This is a genomic window from Chroococcidiopsis sp. CCALA 051 (genome assembly GCF_003015105.1).
Lineage (GTDB): Bacteria > Cyanobacteriota > Cyanobacteriia > Cyanobacteriales > Chroococcidiopsidaceae > Chroococcidiopsis > Chroococcidiopsis thermalis.
Genome location: NZ_PYCI01000126.1, coordinates 1 through 19,396, shown reverse-complemented (window position 1 = coordinate 19,396; position 19,396 = coordinate 1). Strand labels below are relative to the sequence as shown.

The 19,396-nt window shown below is 43.7% G+C and carries 20 protein-coding genes; 7 read left to right on the top strand and 13 right to left on the bottom strand.

The window, feature by feature from the left end; translation table 11 throughout:
• Window positions 1-623 precede the first annotated feature (623 nt).
• The 8 genes from C7Y66_RS31330 to C7Y66_RS31325 form a co-directional block, all read right to left on the bottom strand.
• On the bottom strand, window positions 624-800 hold the full coding sequence (locus tag C7Y66_RS31330; RefSeq protein ID WP_158265990.1) for a hypothetical protein: 177 nt from the start codon (window positions 798-800) through the stop codon (window positions 624-626).
• A gap of 862 nt (window positions 801-1,662) precedes the next feature.
• Window positions 1,663-2,229, bottom strand: coding sequence for a hypothetical protein (locus tag C7Y66_RS24010; protein WP_146149864.1), 567 nt, complete (start codon window positions 2,227-2,229; stop codon window positions 1,663-1,665).
• Window positions 2,230-2,356: 127 nt separating this feature from the next.
• Window positions 2,357-3,034, bottom strand: coding sequence for a DUF6753 family protein (locus tag C7Y66_RS24005; RefSeq protein WP_106547525.1), 678 nt, complete (start codon window positions 3,032-3,034; stop codon window positions 2,357-2,359).
• Window positions 3,031-4,080, bottom strand: a complete 1,050-nt coding sequence (locus tag C7Y66_RS24000) for a hypothetical protein (RefSeq protein ID WP_106547524.1) — start codon at window positions 4,078-4,080, stop codon at window positions 3,031-3,033. Before C7Y66_RS24000 ends, C7Y66_RS24005 begins: the two co-directional genes overlap by 4 nt.
• Window positions 4,081-4,113: 33 nt before the next feature.
• Window positions 4,114-4,881, bottom strand: a complete 768-nt coding sequence (locus C7Y66_RS23995; RefSeq protein ID WP_106547523.1) for a mobilization protein MobD-like protein — start codon at window positions 4,879-4,881, stop codon at window positions 4,114-4,116.
• 40 nt (window positions 4,882-4,921) lie between these two features.
• Entirely contained in the window at window positions 4,922-5,380 is a 459-nt protein-coding gene (locus C7Y66_RS23990) for a hypothetical protein (RefSeq protein ID WP_106547522.1), read from the bottom strand.
• Window positions 5,373-6,509 (bottom strand): ParM/StbA family protein, encoded by a 1,137-nt coding sequence (locus C7Y66_RS23985; RefSeq protein ID WP_233222829.1) that lies wholly within the window; start codon window positions 6,507-6,509, stop codon window positions 5,373-5,375. The genes C7Y66_RS23990 and C7Y66_RS23985 overlap by 8 nt, the downstream gene beginning before the upstream one ends.
• A 453-nt stretch (window positions 6,510-6,962) precedes the next feature.
• The gene (locus C7Y66_RS31325) at window positions 6,963-7,130 is read right to left on the bottom strand and encodes a hypothetical protein (RefSeq protein WP_158265989.1); all 168 of its coding nucleotides are present in this window, start codon (window positions 7,128-7,130) and stop codon (window positions 6,963-6,965) included.
• A 153-nt stretch (window positions 7,131-7,283) separates the two neighbouring features.
• Between C7Y66_RS31325 and mobC the strand changes: the two genes are divergently transcribed.
• Both mobC and C7Y66_RS23975 read left to right on the top strand, forming a co-directional pair.
• Window positions 7,284-7,682: a plasmid mobilization relaxosome protein MobC gene (gene mobC / locus C7Y66_RS23980; protein ID WP_106547520.1), complete on the top strand. Its 399-nt coding sequence runs from the start codon at window positions 7,284-7,286 to the stop codon at window positions 7,680-7,682.
• Window positions 7,633-8,928 (top strand): relaxase/mobilization nuclease domain-containing protein, encoded by a 1,296-nt coding sequence (locus C7Y66_RS23975; protein ID WP_199197606.1) that lies wholly within the window; start codon window positions 7,633-7,635, stop codon window positions 8,926-8,928. Before mobC ends, C7Y66_RS23975 begins: the two co-directional genes overlap by 50 nt.
• 78 nt (window positions 8,929-9,006) lie before the next feature.
• Here the strand turns inward: C7Y66_RS23975 and C7Y66_RS23970 are convergent, their stop codons facing one another.
• A complete protein-coding gene (locus tag C7Y66_RS23970; RefSeq protein ID WP_106547518.1) occupies window positions 9,007-9,408 on the bottom strand; it encodes a helix-turn-helix transcriptional regulator in 402 nt (133 codons plus the stop codon).
• Between the two features lie 391 nt (window positions 9,409-9,799).
• Here C7Y66_RS23970 and C7Y66_RS23965 point away from each other — a divergent pair, with 391 nt between their 5' ends.
• From C7Y66_RS23965 to C7Y66_RS23950, 4 genes are read left to right on the top strand one after another with little or no spacing between them, the layout of a single operon-like run.
• Window positions 9,800-10,384, top strand: a complete 585-nt coding sequence (locus tag C7Y66_RS23965; RefSeq protein ID WP_106547517.1) for a hypothetical protein — start codon at window positions 9,800-9,802, stop codon at window positions 10,382-10,384.
• Window positions 10,381-11,223, top strand: coding sequence for a helix-turn-helix domain-containing protein (locus tag C7Y66_RS23960; RefSeq protein ID WP_106547516.1), 843 nt, complete (start codon window positions 10,381-10,383; stop codon window positions 11,221-11,223). The genes C7Y66_RS23965 and C7Y66_RS23960 overlap by 4 nt, the downstream gene beginning before the upstream one ends.
• Entirely contained in the window at window positions 11,210-11,722 is a 513-nt protein-coding gene (locus C7Y66_RS23955; protein WP_106547515.1) for a hypothetical protein, read from the top strand. Before C7Y66_RS23960 ends, C7Y66_RS23955 begins: the two co-directional genes overlap by 14 nt.
• Window positions 11,723-11,737: 15 nt before the next feature.
• A complete protein-coding gene (locus C7Y66_RS23950; protein WP_233222828.1) occupies window positions 11,738-12,634 on the top strand; it encodes a hypothetical protein in 897 nt (298 codons plus the stop codon).
• Between the two features lie 104 nt (window positions 12,635-12,738).
• On the opposite strand, the gene C7Y66_RS23945 is transcribed toward C7Y66_RS23950, so the two are convergent.
• The 4 genes from C7Y66_RS23945 to C7Y66_RS23930 are packed head-to-tail and all read right to left on the bottom strand — an operon-like array spanning window position 12,739 to window position 17,986.
• Window positions 12,739-13,899, bottom strand: coding sequence for a cysteine desulfurase family protein (locus C7Y66_RS23945; RefSeq protein WP_106547528.1), 1,161 nt, complete (start codon window positions 13,897-13,899; stop codon window positions 12,739-12,741).
• A gap of 14 nt (window positions 13,900-13,913) precedes the next feature.
• Complete coding sequence (brxL, locus tag C7Y66_RS23940; protein WP_106547513.1) at window positions 13,914-15,359, bottom strand: BREX system Lon protease-like protein BrxL; 1,446 nt, start codon at window positions 15,357-15,359, stop codon at window positions 13,914-13,916.
• Entirely contained in the window at window positions 15,349-17,604 is a 2,256-nt protein-coding gene (locus C7Y66_RS23935; protein ID WP_199197604.1) for a hypothetical protein, read from the bottom strand. Before C7Y66_RS23935 ends, brxL begins: the two co-directional genes overlap by 11 nt.
• Window positions 17,597-17,986 (bottom strand): aminotransferase class V-fold PLP-dependent enzyme, encoded by a 390-nt coding sequence (locus C7Y66_RS23930; RefSeq protein ID WP_106547512.1) that lies wholly within the window; start codon window positions 17,984-17,986, stop codon window positions 17,597-17,599. Before C7Y66_RS23930 ends, C7Y66_RS23935 begins: the two co-directional genes overlap by 8 nt.
• Between C7Y66_RS23930 and C7Y66_RS23925 the strand changes: the two genes are divergently transcribed.
• Window positions 17,975-19,396, top strand: a 1,422-nt coding sequence (locus C7Y66_RS23925; protein ID WP_106547511.1) for an AIPR family protein, incomplete at its 3' end; no start/stop codon positions are given. The two genes, C7Y66_RS23930 and C7Y66_RS23925, sit on opposite strands and share 12 nt — an antisense overlap.

Below are 19,396 nucleotides of genomic sequence, written 5' to 3'. Positions count from 1 at the left end.
GTCTACAAAAGTCATCTCATTTATCTCTTGAGTTACAATATTAATCTAGTTGGAGGTTCTCTTAAATCATTGAATTTATCGATTTAAAACTACATCATTCATCTTCTAAAAACATTTTAAAAAATCAAATATAAGGCGATCAAGCGGTTGATAATTAGAAAAAGATTGTTTTACTACTAAGATTACTAATATTTTATCTTGTTAATTTGAAACCCGATAATTTCATCGCATACATATAGCAGAGAAATCCAACGTTCGTTTGACAATAAATATCGCTAGTAAAAACTGAAAACTGCACTTAAATAATATAAACACAAACAAATCTTTTTATTCCTCCTGTCGCAGCAGTCAATTAATGTTAACAATGATATTTTTTCTCCTTAATTGACAATTACACTAATCCTCGACTTTTATAGAACCGTAATTCTACTGACATTATGCTTCACTCGCTCTAGTCAATTACCGTAATTTCACTGTTGACGATTTACTAGCGTTGTCAATCGCCAAAGAAAGAAAAATCCAATGAGAATATCAGGAGAGCTTGTTAGTATTTTATCCGAGCAAATCAAAATTCTGATGGGAAGTTAAATGCTTGTGTTCTAGTTTGCTTTAATACAAAATTACTACTCTTCTGCCAGACAATGTTGGTCGCCGAGGCACGGTTGATCGCAATTGCGACCGATCAAGCAAAAAGTGCGATCGCACCCATGTTGAGATCGCCGTAACTGACAAGCAGCAACTCGTCGAGCCAAGGCTTTGTGCAATGTCAAATGCTTGCAACCGCAAAAGGGAGATGTCACAAGATAGCTGGCGTTTGTCCGCCCCTATCCGATCCACTTTCATCGTCCATTCCACAACCGAGTAGGCAGTTTCACAACGAGGCGACCTGGTAACTTATCAACAACCAATCTCAGTTAGCGAGGGAGTATTCTACACCTCCTTCTACAGATGATACAACTCTTGCTCAAGAGCGAGAAAGTTCCCAAACCAACTTTGAGCCGATTTGTTCTTGTGACTAATCGCCTCAGAGTGCAAATACGCTTATTTGTCTTCTTCATCATACTTGCCCTCATCCCGCTACATCCAAGTAGTAGACGCATCCACTACTGTTGATAAATATGGAACGAAGCAATCGCTACAGAACGCCAGACTTACTATCAACAACTAAGGCAACTTTTCGCCACTAATCTACAAAATATCCAAGCTTACAATCTCAGCGTTCCCAACTCCTTACGTCACGGTTTCGAGTGGGATCATCCTGACTTCTCCGTCTCTATTGCGATTGGAGAAACTCGCGATCGCAACTGGCTTTGTATTGCTCCCACTGTACCAAATTAACTAGGCTTTCACTGCCGCAAGCGAAGCCAATCTGGAACTTCATCAGCGAGTGATTCTACTGAAATAGTATCCCAGATTCAACTCATTCTAAACAAGCTCAATCCCATTACCATCTACGGCTACTACCAAGGCGGTTACAACTACACCTACCAACACCAAATTGTTTGTGCAGCATCACCAACAAAAGATTATGCGATATCAGGGAGGGATGAGCAATTATCCACTGGATCTAGTAAAGTCTAAGCGATCGCATCAGAGCAGACAATTCTACAGGCTAAATCCCCTGAAGAGCCTTTTTTTTATTAAATGCAATAGTAACTCTAATTAACGCATTTTAATAGACATACAGCTTGGCTCGGAAGCAGCAATGCTTAAAAGCGATCGCTTCTTTAAGAGGATGTCATTCACTTGCCGCTCTGTCAGGTGAGTTTTAATAATTTCAATTTTTGGCTCTGTGCCTTTTTCGACAAAAACCATGCGCTCAGTAGAGTATAGCTGTTCTTCTTGTGGTCTTTGAAACCGAGGAAAACAACCGCGAGAAGCGATCGCTACAAATGCATCTTCTGTGTCAGCTTTTTGGAGAGATGAATAGCCAGTTTTCACTAGTTTAGCCTCGCCTACCTCACCCCATAGGTAAAGTGGTGAAAAGCTTTTGATACAACCATTAGCATCTTGCTGTCCAGAAAGATCCCTCACCTTTCCACAAATTCGCCAGTCAACTTGAAAAATTAGCCACTTACTCGGTCGATCTTCAGCCTCTTGCTTAGCTTCGAGAAAAGAAGAGGCGATCGTCGCAGGGTTTTTGTTATCTTCTTTCACTTGACGATCGCAGCTAGTTATTATTAGGCTGGCTATAAATAGTATTCCTAATTTTCTCAATCGAGCGTTCATAACTTTTTGAATTTTTGTATATAGATTTTTCAGCAAAACTAGAACTAGGTTTAACTTTAAACCCTTGGAAATAGTAAGACATGAAGATATTATTTAGTTTTTGCTGACCTACAAACGTAACTATTTCCTATCTACTTTCAGTTACAAACTGGCGCTGGTTCGGCGGTTGCGTCCACAACACGCAAAAACCGCTTTGTGCTTCCCTTCCCTGTACCTTCAAAGTTACGCGCAAGCGTTTCACATCGTTTAGACAATCCAGGTTGTCTAGCGACCCAGCATTCCACTTCATTACATTTCGTGCCAGCTGACCTTCTCGGCTTTCTGCCCATCGCAATGCTTCAGCTTGTGCCAGGGTGAGGCGACGAGGTTGAGTCACATACCCACCCCCAAGCCAAACTGGGACGGATAGACCCAACAGGATACCTACTCCAATAGCAGCACTCAACAGCCCTGCTGCTGGTATGACAGAGGAAAAGAGACGCGATCGCCCCTCCCACTCGGTCTTCTGGATCAGAGATTTCACCGCCGCCGCGATCGCCGTCTGCTGTCCTTTGACTGCGACTCGCTCTGCTGTCTGCAACTTGTCATAAAGGGCTTCTGACCATTGGTTGAATAGAGCATCCAAATCTTTAGGGCTTTGCTCCAGCAACAATTGCAGTTGACCTACTGAAACCATAATCAGAAATAGCGGGTCGCTTGGCTTTAAACCAAACCTAGCAACAATATCGAGAACTCGTGCCTGAAATTCTGGATCTTTGCCCTCTAACACCTTGTCTAGCAAAGTGGTATTTTTATCAGCAGTCATGACAATTCGATCCCCTTCGATTTTTTAGCCTTCTGTTCGTCGCGTATTTCTACTCGATCGGGTTCTTGTTGTTCTGATTCTTTTTGGACGGTTTGGACTGACACATCAGCTGCAACTTCAGTTACCAATTGCTCTTTTTCTTTAGCTAATTGCAATAACTCCGGCTCTATTTCATCCCTTTGCTCGAATACCCGTGCATCGCTCGATCTTAATTGCTCTAAAATTTCGCCAGTCAGCTTGGCAGCTAACATAATGCGTTTATCTGTAAGGGAGCGCAGCACGAAAGAGTCTTGCTCTGGGTCTACAGTTACTACACCTGATGGTTCAACTAAAAACTCGCACAGTTGATGCTGTTTGTGTTGCTCGATGATTAAATTAACTAAATTACTCTCAATCCGAGTGCGAGTGAATTCATCATCTACTGATGCCGATGTTATCGACCGCTTTTCGTCGTCTAAGTCAGCATTTGTAGTAAGAGTCATTTCATCAATTTCGACTTGTTCCAATACCTCCACCTCCTCATCAACCAGCTGCTCTCGCAATGCCAACTCTCTCAACAAGTGCAGATTTTGAATATTTGAACCAAACTCAGCTTCATCAACCGATCGCACTTTTCTAGGCAATTTAACTACACTTTCATCGCTATCGTTGGAGGAATCGTTATTTACCACCGCTCCTACTATTTCGTTCGTTTTAGAATTAAAGGAATGACTTTCACGAATAGCTCGAACTTCCCGAATGTAATCTGGGCTAAATATCTGGTCGAACACCTCCGATTGAAGCGCGTAGTCAAAACTCGGCTCTACGCTCATCGGTCTAGACAGCGACCAATCACCGGAGGAGTTAATGTAACCAGAAACGATGAAATCACCTGCTTGATGGGTGAGAAACCATTTCTTATCAATTCCTTTTGAAACCAGTTGGGGATCGCTAACTGGCAGGACGTACAATCGACCTAGATACCAATCGGAGCGGCTGACATCGTAATTAGCAATACCATCGCTGATTTCGCACACTACCGCTAGTTCGTACTCTGATGAATTCATATTTATTTATCAAACGACTGTCATGCACTCAATCTACGCAGTAGCAGAACTTGAAACTTTTGTCCCATCCTTGTCCTTTGTTTTTGGTTGCTTATTAGGAGCGAACATTTCAGTCAACTCAATCTGCAAGTAAGTTTCTTCCAGAAATGTGTGCATCCGCTGCTGAGACATAGCTGCCATCTCGTCGGAGTTCCGAGCTGCTTCAAAACTTAAAGTTTTAGAGTCTATATAATATCTATCCCCTGGATAAAGTAAGGAGAATTCGATTTCTTGCATCGATTTTTTATATTTCTGTTTTAAGTCTTGATATTCCCGCTCGCTATCTAAAAAGCCCCATTCTTCAGTCATTCCCTTATTTTTAACGAAAATGTGAGGTAACTTATCTTCAAACTTGGATAGCGATTTCTTAAAGAAATCTACTGAATCGTAACCGCCATTGGAGATAAACCACTTACAAACATCGACTCCATATCGGTCAGCAATTTCTAACAATCGTCCTTTTTCGATCCAATTAGTTACGAGCGAGTAGACTTGTGCTGGCAGATTGACAATTACAGCTTTATCTGACTTTCTAGCTAATTCAAAAATCAGGTCGGCTTCGTGAGTTTTGGAAAGGGCTTCGCTAAAAACGGCTTCGTAAGCATTTTCAGGGTAAAACTTCTTGACATCTGGATTCGAGCGATCTGCATCAACCAATATGTATGGTTGGTTCTTGTCAATGCAAAACTGTACCATGACGCGGGCAAATAAAGACTTACCTACGCCACCTTTCTCACCATCAATTAAGTGAATTCTTGCCATATTACAAAGAAAATTATTCAATCTAAAATTACGATCTTTGTTAATCGCTGAAGACTTCGGAGTGCGTAGAAAGCCCACCTATATTCCACCTGTCAGGATCGAAATCTTCTTCGATGTCTGCCTGCCGTTCTGGAGTTGGCATAGAAGCAGGTAGTCTAGTGTTGAACGCTCCACCAGCAGTAGACCACATCCCAACGCCCATCGGTACTATGCCACCGAATTTCGAGCGGTCTAGTCCCAATGCCGCACATATACGATCCACTTGCCTGAGTAGGGCAAATATCGAGTCTATGCCAATCTGCTCTATGTGAGCCGCAGTCTTACTGCCCTCGTTAGATAGAGCAAGTGGCATATAGTAGGCGCTAATCGCCCGTAGAATCATTTCTCTCGTATTCGCATCTGGGTGCAACTCGCGGTCTTGGATGTAGGACAGTAATACCGCATGGTCTGAGTCAAGCGGTGGTTGATAGCGCCAGTAAAAGTCTTTATTTTCACCCATGTTGTACTACCACCTCTTGCTTTACTTGCCTTCTTATCGTCTTACCACCTGCAAAACTCGCCCTTACCTTCGCGGCATGATATGCAGACAACCCCCAAACATCAGCTAAGCGGCTACCCAACCACTGTTCGTTCAAAAGGGGCGGAATTTCTACACCTCCGTGCCAAACTACGGGTGTTGCTCGAAAGCAATCGTTCAACTCCTGCTTGAGGTAATCTGCCGTACCGCCACAAATGATGACTTCATCCAACTCTTCCCGACTCGGTAGCACTTCAGCCAGCCAACTCGTCAGCGCGATCGCGTATTCCAAACGCGATTTAGAAATCGCCTCAATTATCTTGTTGACTTCAGCCTGACGCGCTGCTTGGGTGCTGGATGTTGTCAACTTCCAAAAATGCTTGGCACTCATGTCGTTACCCGCCGCAGCGATCGCGCCGACTAACGACTCGGCAGTTAGTCCCGATGTCCGTTCCATAACTAACTCGACCAGGCGTACCATCCCCAAATTGGTTGTCCTGCCCTTGTCTACTACACCCCTACGAGATACCAGCACGCTGGCATTTCGGTAGCCGACGCTGATGACAGCAACCACCGAACGCTTGATTGCCTCCCCAAAGAGCTTGCAGTAATTTAAATAGATCCCTCCCCCCTCTGGAAAACATTCGTAGCTCGTCAAGCTGCAAGACATCGTGCCTGTGGGCGTAATAAATTCTGGCAGGGCTGCTTTGAGCATTGGTAATAGCAATTGCGAATCCTCAAATTCCCCAGGCGGCAGCAGCAAAGCCAGCGATACGCTACCTCCATCGGGCAGTTTCAACTTCTCCTTCGCTACCCAAATAGCTGCCAAGATTTTATAGAAAGCTGATTCGTATTTCTTGCGCGACAGACCTGGGTTGGCGTTGTACCGCGACGCTGCCAAATAACCAACTGCCCTGTACTCTCCTGCCGCCCCCACCCAGGCTATATTTTCTGGATAAGCGCGACCCAAATTACTCTCTGTCTTTTCTTGAAGCGATGACAAACTAGCTGGCGACACCTCCGGCTCCATGTAAAGAGCTTGCGGCGTTCCATCAACTGTTTGCACGATCCCCTTTAATCCACTCCCCCCAAAGTCCAACGTCAAAATCATCGCTGGGGGAACTACACGCTTGGGTCTACCCATTATTTCTTTTACTTAATTATTTGTCTTAGTTTTTACAATTAGTCCAAAACCTATACAGATATCCGGTCAGCAATTACTCGATTATCCTGCAACTGCAATTAACTTTCAGGCTGGCCGAGACAACGCCGACAAATTTAAATTTGCGTATTCAATATAACTCTGCTTTCAATAAAAATACTGAGCAATTGGTAAAGCTTTGGTGAACGAATGGAAAATTAAGTGTAAACACAGGTGGAATTGGGTAGGGTTTTAGTAGGATTTTGGTAGGGATAGAGCAGGGTTAATGTAGGAAACTCGATCGAATTTTGACCCCTGGAATCCCCATCTTTTCTCAACAACGCAAGATTATTGACAATTACAACCCTAGTCAAACCCTACCCTAACCCTGCACAATTCCTTCCATTACCCTGCACGCCATCGCTACGCACGCTGCTGGCAGCCGCCACCACCTGCCCCTGCATCCGCATCAGATCCGCAGAAGCAAGCAGTGGCGATATCCGTATATCTCTGTTGGAAGTAAATTTGGTCGTCGCCATGCTTGTTGGGGGCTATCCCCCAAGCTCCCCGATAAACGCCCTGCTGCTTCAATGCGATCGCCCCAACAGAAATAATGCTGCATTAATCCGCGTTCATCTACGAGTACGGAATAGTTTTTGGTGTTATATTTTACTTAAGTAAAATAAAATTCGTGACTCTACTCAGTCCGATTTTTTCCTTTGGGTTTACGTAACACTGCATCCCATGTCCCAGTTCAAAAGCAAAATTAGACAGCGCACGGTTAGGTTTGAAATGCTCTTAACTCCTGACGAGAGCAAGTCATGGGAAGCTTTAGCAGAATCGGCAGGAGTTAGTAAGGCAGAGTTGATTCGACGGAGAATGGCTGATTATCGAATCAAAACCGTCCCCGAAGCCAACTGGCAAGCTTACTGGCAGCTCGGTAAAATTGGTAACAACATTAACCAAATAGCTAAGGCGCAGAACACGGCGATCGCTGACGGGTTGACACCGCCAAACATCGATCTAACTCCTTTTGAGGAATTAAGGAGACAGATTGACCGATTACGTATGCATTTAATCTTGGGAATAGACGATGACAGCTCCACCAGTGCCGCAGAAGATACAGATGATCGGGAAGATTAAAAAGGGTAAGAGTTTTGCTGGCTTAACGCAATACATTCTGGATAAGGAAGAAGCCGAACTGCTCTGCACCAACTTAGCTGGGGAGTCTCCACAAGACTTTTACAAGCAGTTGGAAGCTACCCGACAATTAAATCCTAGAGTACAATCTCCTGTCAGTCATATCAGCATTAGCTTTGCACCAGGAGAACGACCGAATAAAGAGCAGTTGGAACAGATTGTAGGAGCAACACTTGAGGGGATGGGATTCGAGCGCAACTTATACTTCGCTGCTACCCACAACGACCGCGACCACTTTCACCTGCATATTGCCGCTAGTCGCATCAAATCTGATGGCGAATGCGTGTCCGACTGGTATGACTTTCGACGGTTAGAAAAGACGCTCAGGAAGTTAGAGTCACAGTTTAGCTTGACACCCGTACCTTGCTCCTGGGAAGCAAATCACAGCGCCCCTTCCACCGGACAAAAGCGGCGCATGATGCGTGAGCAACAGGAATTCGAGCAAGGCTTGCGCGACAGACCTGCTGACAAAAGTGCTTTGGAGAAGATCCAAGCTACCGTTGACGCGACTATCCATCGGGGCATGACAATGACCCAATTCCTCGACAAGCTAGATGCGTCTGGCGTGGAGGCTAAGGTAAAGGTAACGAGAGAAGGCGTTATCCAAGGGATTTCCTACTCAGCAGATGGCGTAGCATTTCAAGGCGGTAAATTGGGTAGGAATGAATTTGGCTGTACTTTACAAGGATTGCAACTTCGGGGAGTAACCTTTGACCTGACAAGGGATGCAGGAGCGATCGCGACTCGTGCAACCAGCAATAGCCAAAAGAAAACTCGTACAGCCTCCTCACTCATTCCCCTAATTCAGAATCACCCTAAAAACTTGTCTCTAATCCAATTGCCCAGCATGAATGAGGCTAGTGAGAGTGGCAGAAGTGAAAATGCTGACGAAATTGCACAAAGCACTGGCAATAAATCCAGCACTGACTGGAAGCATACTTATAGAGGTAGCTCCAATGCGATCGCTGCCGATCAAGTAACCACGAAGTTAGCTGCTCCACCCGCACCTACCTCTAATCATGGCTCGCATATTGAATTAATTCAGCACCAGCTGCCGGAGAACATCCTCCATGCCAAGCAAGCTTCTAATGACTCACTTAAACACTTACCGCATAAAGCAGACGATCGGAAAACCCAAGACGAACGAAATAACCAACCCAAGCTTAAAAAACAGGCTCTACTCGATTGAGTAAATGCCTGCAACTAAAAAAACTGATTTTCTTATTTTTTAAACTTTTCAGTCTTCCTACGCACCACTAGAAAACCACTACACCTCTAGTAAAGGTTGCGAAACAGCACCATCGGAATAGTTGCGGAGATGGCGAAACCTATTAGTAATCGCGCCCATTGCATCCAAAAGCTCGTCTTCTTCCGCTGCATGAATTATTTGAACGAGCGATTGACTCAAGGATTGAGACGACTGACCGGATATCAATTTACATAAATGCTGTTTAGAGCCTGGAGCAAGGGTGTCCATGCCGTCCATCAACTTTGATAGGACATTGGTACTGACATCGCCCTTTCCTCGGCGAAATTCAGAAATGTGGTTTTCGGACACTCCGGTTAACTTAGACAGCTCTTTGGCGCTAATTCTATAAAGCTTTAGCGTTACATCAAACGATGTTGCAAGAGGGGAAGAGGTGGTGGAGGTAGGGCTGTTAACTTTCATTACTAAATTAGCCTACGAGCTAACTGAGTGATAGGTTGATACAACAATAGATCAGCTATAAGGATCTTACACCTTTAGTTAAATGTTAAACCAACACCGATAGTGGTAATTATGCATCTTCAAATCCAGTTTGGACTTACTCAGAACTATAACACCTGCTTACAGGCAAGCAGGAGTGAGATGCTTGTATTGCTAACCCGCACGCCAGTAGGAGCAAGAAGTATTGTCCGCAGATAAGTAAAGCGATCGGTTTAAGACTTGTCCAGGACTGGCTGGGCAATTACTAAATTCTGCACGTTCGACGATAGATAGCTAAAAAATAGCCCCTGTGACGAGGGGCGTAGCTTGTATTGACTAATAAACGTTTTGTAATGATTGGTATTGTAACGTGATGCAAGAAAAGATTCAGGGAAAATTTTACCCACTGCAACACCAAGAATGGTTAAGGGCTTGTCGGGAGCTTACCAAGGCAGAGCTGGACGTACTGTACTACATTCGGACGATTGACTCCCACAGCAGCGGGGTTAGGGGGGTTAGGATCGATGCTGATCACATAGCAGGGCAATTATCATCACCAAAGCGTCAAGTTCATAGACAAACCATTAGTAGGGCTTTAGATTCACTTGCACTTAAGGGCTGGATCGATGAAAAATACAGTTCTACTAAACAAGATTTAAGCTTTGGGAGAAAAATCCGCGATCGCCTACACGCTCAATTAGGCGGATTGGTAGAAGTCGTTACCCCCGCTGGTCGCATTGACTTACTGACTGATACGCAAATTATCGAAATTAAAAGCATCCAAGACTGGAAAGCCGCATTAGGTCAAACCCTAGCTTACTCAGGCTTCTACCCAGAGCATCAAAAGCGAATACATCTGTTCGGCTCAGCTTTTGAACTTAAGAGACTGTCGGATATTGAAGCTGCTTGCCTATGTTTTGGGGTCAAAGTTACTGGTGAGGAGGTTGAGAAATCATGACATCTGAGCAAAAAGTTACTAAAAAGCCTCTTTTCTACCCCCTAACCCATGAAGAGGTGCTTGACTTAAAAGACTTGACTGGAGTAGAAATTAAGGTTTTTCTCTACGTGCGAACCTTAGATCCGTTTGGCGATCGCAACTTGGAGTATAGCGTCACTGTAGTGGCTGAGGAGCTGGGCTTATCTAAGGGAGCAGTTTCAAAGGCTATTAAGAGTTTAGATGCAAAAGGTTTTATCCACGTAGAGTTAACACGAGTCAAAATTCGGATCAAGGCAGATACGTCCGATGTCGCATCGTTTCCTATAGGAAACAACGTTTCCCACAGTGAACCAGCGTTTCCCATAGGAAACCAAGATTTCTCAGAGGAAACCGAAGTTTCCTATAAGAAACCGGAGTTTCCTATAGGAAACGATCGGCAGCCAGAACCTTCACCAGATAAAGCTTCCAGCACTCTTCAGACTAATAAGACTTATACAGACTTTATTCACACTCTCTCAGAAGGCGAGAGAGAGATTTTTTTGGAATTTGGCAGAAAAAAGGCAGCCAACCTACCACATCCGCCTGAGCTTCCTGACAAATGGATTGCCGCGAACTTTACAGAACTTTACAAATATTTCTTAGCGTCCTCGGCGGGTCGAGAGGCAAAACAGGAGGCGATCGCCCGTAAGTATGACTGGGAGAATGACCCGCGCCTGATGGACTGGTTGCACAAGGCTTATTGGGAGGGGCATCCGTGGGCAATTGCGGATGAATTTGAGAGAGAGGAAAGGCTTGCTTTTCTCATGTGGGCGCAGAAGACCAATGCATATGCGGGGAGGATAGCCGATGAGCCTGCCTAAATTTTCTCGCCAGCCAGTCAGACCGGATAAAGAGTCTAGTGTTGACGCTGAGATTTGGTATCCAGACTGGAAATGCTTCTGCTGTCACGATACTGGAATAGTCAGACCCTCGCTAGCCGAATTGGTCATCCCAGGCTACGACTATGACAAAGACTTACATCCGGCTTGCTATCGGTGCGGTGCTGGTAGTTTCTATACCAACTGTGAAGAATACGACCAGCGATTAACCCGTGGAATTTGCAGCGAACTCGATAGGATTGAGCGGGAGAGTTGGACTGCTACCGTCAAAGAGAAACAACAGCGGATTCTAGAAACAAGGCTGCTGGCTCAAACGATGAGTATGAGATCTCGCGATCGTACCCCGACTGAAGAGGTGGAAGCGCAGCAGCGGCATGAAGAAGCCTGCAATGCAGAACCCAAAAAGCTAGAGAAGGCGGAACGGGCAGAGGAGGAACTGGAGGATGAGTGTGTGGAGATGGCACACCGTGACGAGTTCTAGGGGAAAAGCAGGTGTATGAGTAACAAGAAACTTGTAGCTACTGAATCCTCTTCTATGGTGGAGTCCAATACATCGCTCCCCGTAGAAGCTGCCCAGGTAGAAATTTTAGAAGAACTCACCCACGACGAAGAACGCGATCGCCACCGTTTAGAGTTGCGGGTAGAGAGAGCATTCTATCAAGCAGGTAAGGCACTTGCCCAATTGCGGGAGCGACGGTTGTATCGCAGTACCCATAAAACATTTGAAGCATACTGCCGCGATCGCTTCAACTATAGCCGCGATGCTGCTTACCTAAAAATTTCTGCTGCTGAGGTTTACGACAATATTCGGAAATTTTTGCCGACCAATGGTCGGCAAATTCCCATGCCGACCACAGAACGTCAGCTGCGGGATATAGCTAAAGCAGGTATGGAACCAGAAGTGCAGGTTGATGCTTGGATACAGAGCGTAGATGAAGCTGGGGGCAAGGTTCCTAGCGGTCGTATCGTCAAAGGGATCGTCGAGCAACTCAAAGAAAAGCCTTTGGGGAATGCCAAAGACTACTGCCAGGTGGGTGATATATTCACCTTGGTAAGGTTGAAAGGTAAAGAAAAGAAATATAACGGCTGTTGGGCGATCGCTACTGAGCCAAGAGACTTTACCATCATTGTTGAAGTACACAATGCAACTTTGACCGTGAAGCCAGAAAACCTAAATAAGATTGATTCGCCCGAAGTCCATCGGCAGCTACCCCAGATTTTGCAGCGGATTAGGAGAGTAAGGGAAGTGCCAGGATTTCGCGATCGCGCAGCGTATACGATGCTGGAGCATTTAGGACGGCAAACTTATCTCACGCCACTAGAGGATAAGATTTTGCAGCTAATTGAGAAAGAGTATGGGATTGAGGATGCTAATTCAGAAGTAGACAGCTGAAATTGGAATCGATACAAGGGTAGCAGTATCAGCTCAATCCACTAGAAGACTACTAGATCCAAGTAAGTTTCTGCTGCTTAGCCTGAGTCGATTTATTTCGCACTCTAAACTTCAAGATACATAGCTTGGCGAATCTGGCTAGCAGCATTTGAGATAATTTCCGCAGCCCGATCTATTTCTCGCTCGGTTGTAAATTTACCAAGACCAATGCGTAATGCCCCGTCAATAATGTTGTCAGGCAAACCTAATGCTTGCAAAACATGAGACGGCGTTTCTACACCGGAAGAACAGGCTGCACCAGTAGAAATGGCTAGTTTAGAGCGCACTCTAGCAATGACTGCACTATTGGGAATATCGGGAATAGAGATGTGGAGGTTGCCTGCCAGACGAGCGGTGGTATCTCCGTTGACTATCAAACCAGGGATTTTGTTTATCAGCAGGCTTTGTAGTTTATCCCGCTTGGCTGCGATCGCTTTTTCATCTGCTTCCATCTCCAGTTGGCGCAGGCGACAGGCTTCCCCCAAGCCAACAATCCCAGGAACGTTGAGAGTTCCCGATCTAATCCCCTTTTGATGACCGCCACCAAAGAAAATTGGCTGTAGATGGTATCCTTTTCTAATGATTAATGCCCCAGTGCCTTTAGGACCATAGAGTTTGTGAGCAGATATAGATAGGTAAGTAATCCCCCACTCTTCAAATTTAATTGGAATTTTTCCTACAGCTTGCGCGGCATCGCAAAGGAAAGGAATTTCATACTTTTGAGCAATCTTACCAACTTCTTTAATCGAGTAAATATTACCTATTTCATTGTTAGCTGCCATTACACAGAGTAGAGAAATTCCACTCTGACAGACTTTCTCAAGGTCATCTAAGTTAAGTCTACCTTTGGAATCAAGCTGCAAGTTTATCACCTGGGCGATTCCCTTTTTGGCTATAAAGTGGCAAGTGTCTAGGACAGCTTTATGCTCAATAGGTAAAACAGCTATGCGATCTAGATTTCTATTGGTGGGATCGAAAGATAGACTGCCTTGAATGGCTAGGTTGATGCCCTCAGTTGCTCCAGAGGTAAATATGACTTCTTGTGGTGACGCTCCAACTAACTTCGCAACGTGAGTAGCAGATTTTGAAACAGCCTCTTCTGCTTCATCCCCATATTTATGATCGGTGCTGCTAGCATTACCGAACGCCACCGTCATGTAGTGAAGTATTAGCTCAGCCACTCTTGAATCGACTGGAGTGGTGGCATGGTAGTCCAGGTATATTATGTCTTCTCTTTTTATCACTTGACTTCAACGTAGATGTTTCTACCAAATTGTCTAAATTCGTCATCTAGATAATATTGTGAATTCCGAATAGCTTGACGTAGTTTGCAAGCAGGTTCTAAGCAATCACGTTGGAAATCCATCAACGTTAAATCTAGATGAGGATACAAAATTTTTAAAAAACCTGCTGCCGACTTATGAATTGCATTCTGGTCGCGAACAGTTGTGCTTTTATCAAATTGAGTATGTTGCTGTACGTAGGACAGGAAGCGGTTATCTTGGCGTAGAGACAATAATGCTTCTCCAAAAAAATCGAGTTTTAGTCCAATTTGAGAAGCAATCATTTCTCGGCGAAACTTAGGGACTTGCCAACCAGGAATAATACCAGAAAATCGATCTAGTAATGCGGTTTCAGCAAAAAACTTAGGTAGATTAGCAATTAAATTATCTTCATTACGGGGTTGTAATTGCTCATCTAATTCTATATTTGCCAACATCACTAAGGAACAATCACTCGAAACGTCGGCAAAGCCAGAACGATTGTAGCGCCCACTAGCAAGATAGTTTTTGAGTGGACCAATGACTTCATCAGGATTGTCAAAGGTTAAACTCTGCACTTCATCTAGAACCACAACATCATGACGACCAAGTAAGCCTACTTCTTTAGTCTTACCATTAATAAAAAGTTGGGCAGGAGTCACTTTGCCACCACTAATTAAGGAAACTTTACTACTGATATTTTCAAATACGAAACTTTTTCCAGTGCCTTTAGGGGCTAGATCTATAATATGGTAATTAGATTCCACCAATGGTAATAATCTAGCTAAGATCCATGTTTTTGCTTCCTGGGTATAGCTTGGATGTTGAGGATTAAAGCCAATCGAACACAACAGTAAGTCTCGCCACTCTTGAGTGTTAAATTTTGCCCTACATTCTGCATAGGCTTGGAGATTAACTTGAGAGCATTGGAAGGGTTCAAAGCCAATCACTTCTACCTTGCCATCAGGAAGCATGGCAAGGTTAATTTTCCCCCAAATTCCCTGACGAAGCAGCATCTTGTAGCGTTCTACTACTTCAGTGGCAATACTACATTCAGCTAAATTTAGTACTGGTATTTGTGCCAAAGGTTCGGGAATTACTCGTCCTCCCTGTTCTAGCTTGATTCGCACCTGCATGAGAGCAATTAGTTTTCGTACTTGCCCTTGAGTTAAATCGAAAATGATTTCATTGCGGTCATCTTTACGGGGAAATGCTTTGGTAACAAAGTTATTGATTTTTTCTAATTCTGCTAAATTTAGCGCTCCCGACCCAGGTACTATTTTGTCTAATAACCATTCAGCAACAAAGCTAGGTACTCCAACAGAAGTTAGCCCACTAGATGGTAATCTACTTTTATCAATACATAGATGTCCAAAAACATCACGAACTAGATTGTTATTATAAGTTATTGTTTCAGAAGTCATCTAGATTAATTCCACCACTACTAAATATTTGATGAACGACGATCGCGGAGTCTGAAGCAAGTTTTGCACTTCCAGCTTCCGCACCAGCAAATAGAAAGGTTAATTCGCCAGATAGCAATAGGCGATCGCCCTCATGGATTAAAGGTAATTCAGGCACTTCAGGAATTGTGACCTTGAAAGTTAGTGACTCGTTGGCTGGAATTATTTGCTCTAAAGGCTTTCCTGTATTGAAATCGGACAATTCCTTAATATATAGGCAAAGCTCGGCGATCGGCACTGAATTGGGATTATCGATAATAATCTCTAGCTCTCCAGGCTCTCTTGGTTTGCCTTCACCACGACAGGTAATGAGTACGGGACGGCGCTGGATGGATTTTCGCAGGACAGATACACCGATCGCAACTTCTTCTGGGAAAAGTCCACCGTGAGAACCAATGATTTTTTTATCCGTGGTGTGGTTGAAAGCACCAGTACTGGCGGAGCTTTTGACGATGCTAATGTCGTGGGAAAGACCGTAGCGATCGCGCTCCAATACTACAAATCTGGGGTCGTTGGTTTTACCAATCGCCATTCTTCCCTTAGCTTGTAGTTCTACAGGGGAAGTTATTTGCTCTGAAATTCCTAAAATCTGTCCGCGATCGCTGGCAACTACAATCTTGAGTAAATCGGGGCGGGGATATTCATTTACAAAAGATTGAATTTCCTTTGCAATGCCTTCTAATGTGTGAGGACGTTGAAATTGGTAAAGATGCTGCCAGTCTCTTTCCGTATGGTTTAACTTGTCATACCGATCTGTATCCCAACAGTAAAGCTTGTGTTTATCCTGCCTCAAATCTTGGAGTAGTTCAGCTTTACGATAATCTGTATAACGTTCGCCCAGACCTAGTTTTGGGAAGGCTTTTCCAGCGTCATCCACCCAAGACGGATCGCTAGGCAAAAGTTGAGCGTATAAACTCCACTTCGCATATTCGGTTTTGGTTGGCAAAACACTAAATCGGGGTTCGATATAAGTTTCAACTGCAAGCTGGCTGTTTTGCGTTAAGAAAGATAAGAGTTCTAGGTGATCCAACCAGCCTAATCCATCGACCACAACCCAAAGTACAGGACTTGACTGGCAGAGATTTTGTACTAGAGATGCAACGCTGTAGTTTAGGTCGGAGCGCTCGACCGGATCTACTTTCATTTGGGGGTAATGCTCTAGTATCCATTCGACAAAGCTATCCGCGATCGCGTCGCTGATTCTTTGCTCACAAGCAGGTTGATGAATGACTATTTCCCAACGACGAAAGGGCAGATAACTTTTTGTCACCCAGTCAAGAGCCTGCTTGGGGTTAGCATTTAATGCGAGAGGTTGAGGCTGAGGTGGAGGTTGGCGATCGCGTAGCTCTTGCCTTTGCTGGTAACTGAGGTATGCGGCTACTCGTGCTACTCTTGCCTTAGTAATCAAGTTAGGTCGATTGCTCAAAACCCTGTAGGCACAATTGGCAATCCGCTCTATCCCTGCAACCTTAGTAGGCGTAAGGCTATCTAAAACTCTGCCCTCACTGCGATAGAGTTGTTGCTCCCAGTGGGAGTCAAATTCTTGTCCGAGCAAATCGGGAACTGGAAGGGGATACATACCCAGCTCTGTAACCGCTGGGTCTGCTATGCCTAACCAGCGACGTAGGAGCAGTAGTTTATCTTCAGTCTGGTAGTAGCTTGCTAAGCGATGATTCTGGAACTGGTGCTGCCAAACTCGTTCTAAGGGTTTGCATTCTTCTGGTACTGGAATCGCTAGCCAAGCGGCGAGATTTTGGATTGAAGGTTCTGCAAGCCATATCTGCTCGTTACTTCCGGTAAGATCTGCCAGTAGACGAGCAATTGGGTTGTCTTGGGGATAGGAGTCGAGTTTATTGACGAGAGCTAGCAGTTGTTTACCAGTCCACTCACTGGGTAAAGGTATAGGATCGAACAGGGTTTCTAAGCGCAGGCGTGGATGTTGCTTAATCTCCGCGATCGCATCAAGCTTATTCCATGCTCGAAGCCATGCTTCCGCCCAATCGCATAGCCGCTTACCTTTAACCCAACAGGGAGAGTCATTCACGCCGAAGTATTCAATCCACTCTACTTCAGTTGTAATGGGAATATACCCAGAAGGAATATCGTATAGTTCGGTAGGGTCAAGTACAAAGGGTTTTTCTGAATTTGGTTGATGGTGAGTTTGTCGTGAGAGGTCAAACATACGGAAAGGAGTATCTTCAGCCATTTCCACCTTCCGTAGAATCTACAAGATATTGAGCTAGTCTCTCGTACAGGTTTTGTCGTTGTACAAGGTCAAGCCTACCTTTTGAGTCAATACGGAGGCTGACTATTTCAGCCAATTCCTTTTTGCTTAGGGCATAATAGGTGTCCAAAACAGCTTTGTATTCGACTAGCATTACAGTGATGCAGGGCTTAGTTTCAGCACTAGCGTTGGGAGATCTGCTACCCTGAATTGCTAGGTTAATGCTTTCAGCCGCCCCAGAGGTGAAAACAACTTCTCTGGGTGATGCTCCCAGCAATTCAACAGCTTTTTCAGCTTGCTCGCCATCAATATAATCGATGTTCTTGGTATTACCAAATAAGGAAAGAATAATATGGTACTTCAATTAAGACAGGTTAAAAACCAACTGACGAGAACACTGACACAATTAATTGATCTATCAGATATGAGTAACAAGTCTCAAGACGATCGAGAGAAAATTAGGTTGTCAAGGAGTTATGCTGCTTATAGTTTGATTAGCCTTGCGTCGGTAGAAACTAATATTGCTCTTGATGCTATTGTTGATGGCTATAAAGATAATGGAATTGATGCGATCTTTTATGATGAAGATGAAAATATTCTTTGGTTAGCTCAAGCAAAATGGATTAATTCAGGAAAAGGAGAACCTGATACAGGTGAAGTCAATAAATTTGTACGAGGTATACGACATCTAATCGATCTTGAATTTTCAAGATTTAATGAAAAGATAAATAACAAAAAAACACAAATTGAGAGAGCTTTAGATAACCCTAACTTAAAAATAAAAATAATCTTGGCTTATTCTGGTACACAGTTGGGATCGGACAACAAAACCTTAATACAAGAATTTATAGAGGAAAATAATGTAGTAAGTGAATTGTGTTTTTTTGAAATATTTTCTTTAACCGAAGCACATCAAGCTTTATCAAAGAGTTTAACTCAATCTATTGACAAAGATTTTACATTGATTCATTGGGGACAAAATGAAGAACCATATCAAACTATTTATGGACAGATTAGTGCTGAAGATTTGGCAAATCTATGGCAGGAACATCAAGAGAAGTTATTTTCTAAAAATATCCGCAGTTTTATAGGTTTAAGTGATGTAAATGAAGGGATTCAAGACACTCTTTCAAATAGTCCAGAAAGTTTTTTATATTTCAATAATGGAATTACAGTTTTATGTGATAAAATCCAGAAGCTACCTAGAGGTGGTGCTGACAAATCTGTAGCAACCTTTCGCTGTGAAAAAATCTCGATTGTAAATGGCGCTCAAACAGTAGGAACAATTGGTAACTGCTACGATAGAAATTCCGAACAAGTTCGTAAAGCTAAAGTTTTTATAAAATTAATCTCATTAGAGAATTGTCCATCAGATTTTGCACTCAGGGTAACTAAAGCTACGAATACCCAGAATAAAGTTGAAAATCGTGACTTTATTTCATTAGATCCTTTTCAGGATCAACTTAAAGTAGAATTCGCACTTGATGGAATTGATTACCACTATAAAAGAAGTAGTCATACATATCAATTAGATGATAAAAACTGCACTGTAGAAGAAGCTGCTATAGCGTTAGCCTGTGGCTCAGAAGAAATACGCTATGCTCTTATGGCAAAAGATAAAATAGGGAAGCTATGGGAAGACGTTAATAAACCACCTTATACCGACCTTTTTAATGATCGAGTTAAGGCTCAACAAATTTGGCGAATGATTAGGATATCACGAGCTTTAGATACGAAATTATCAGAATTATCCAGTAGCTATACTGATAAAAAG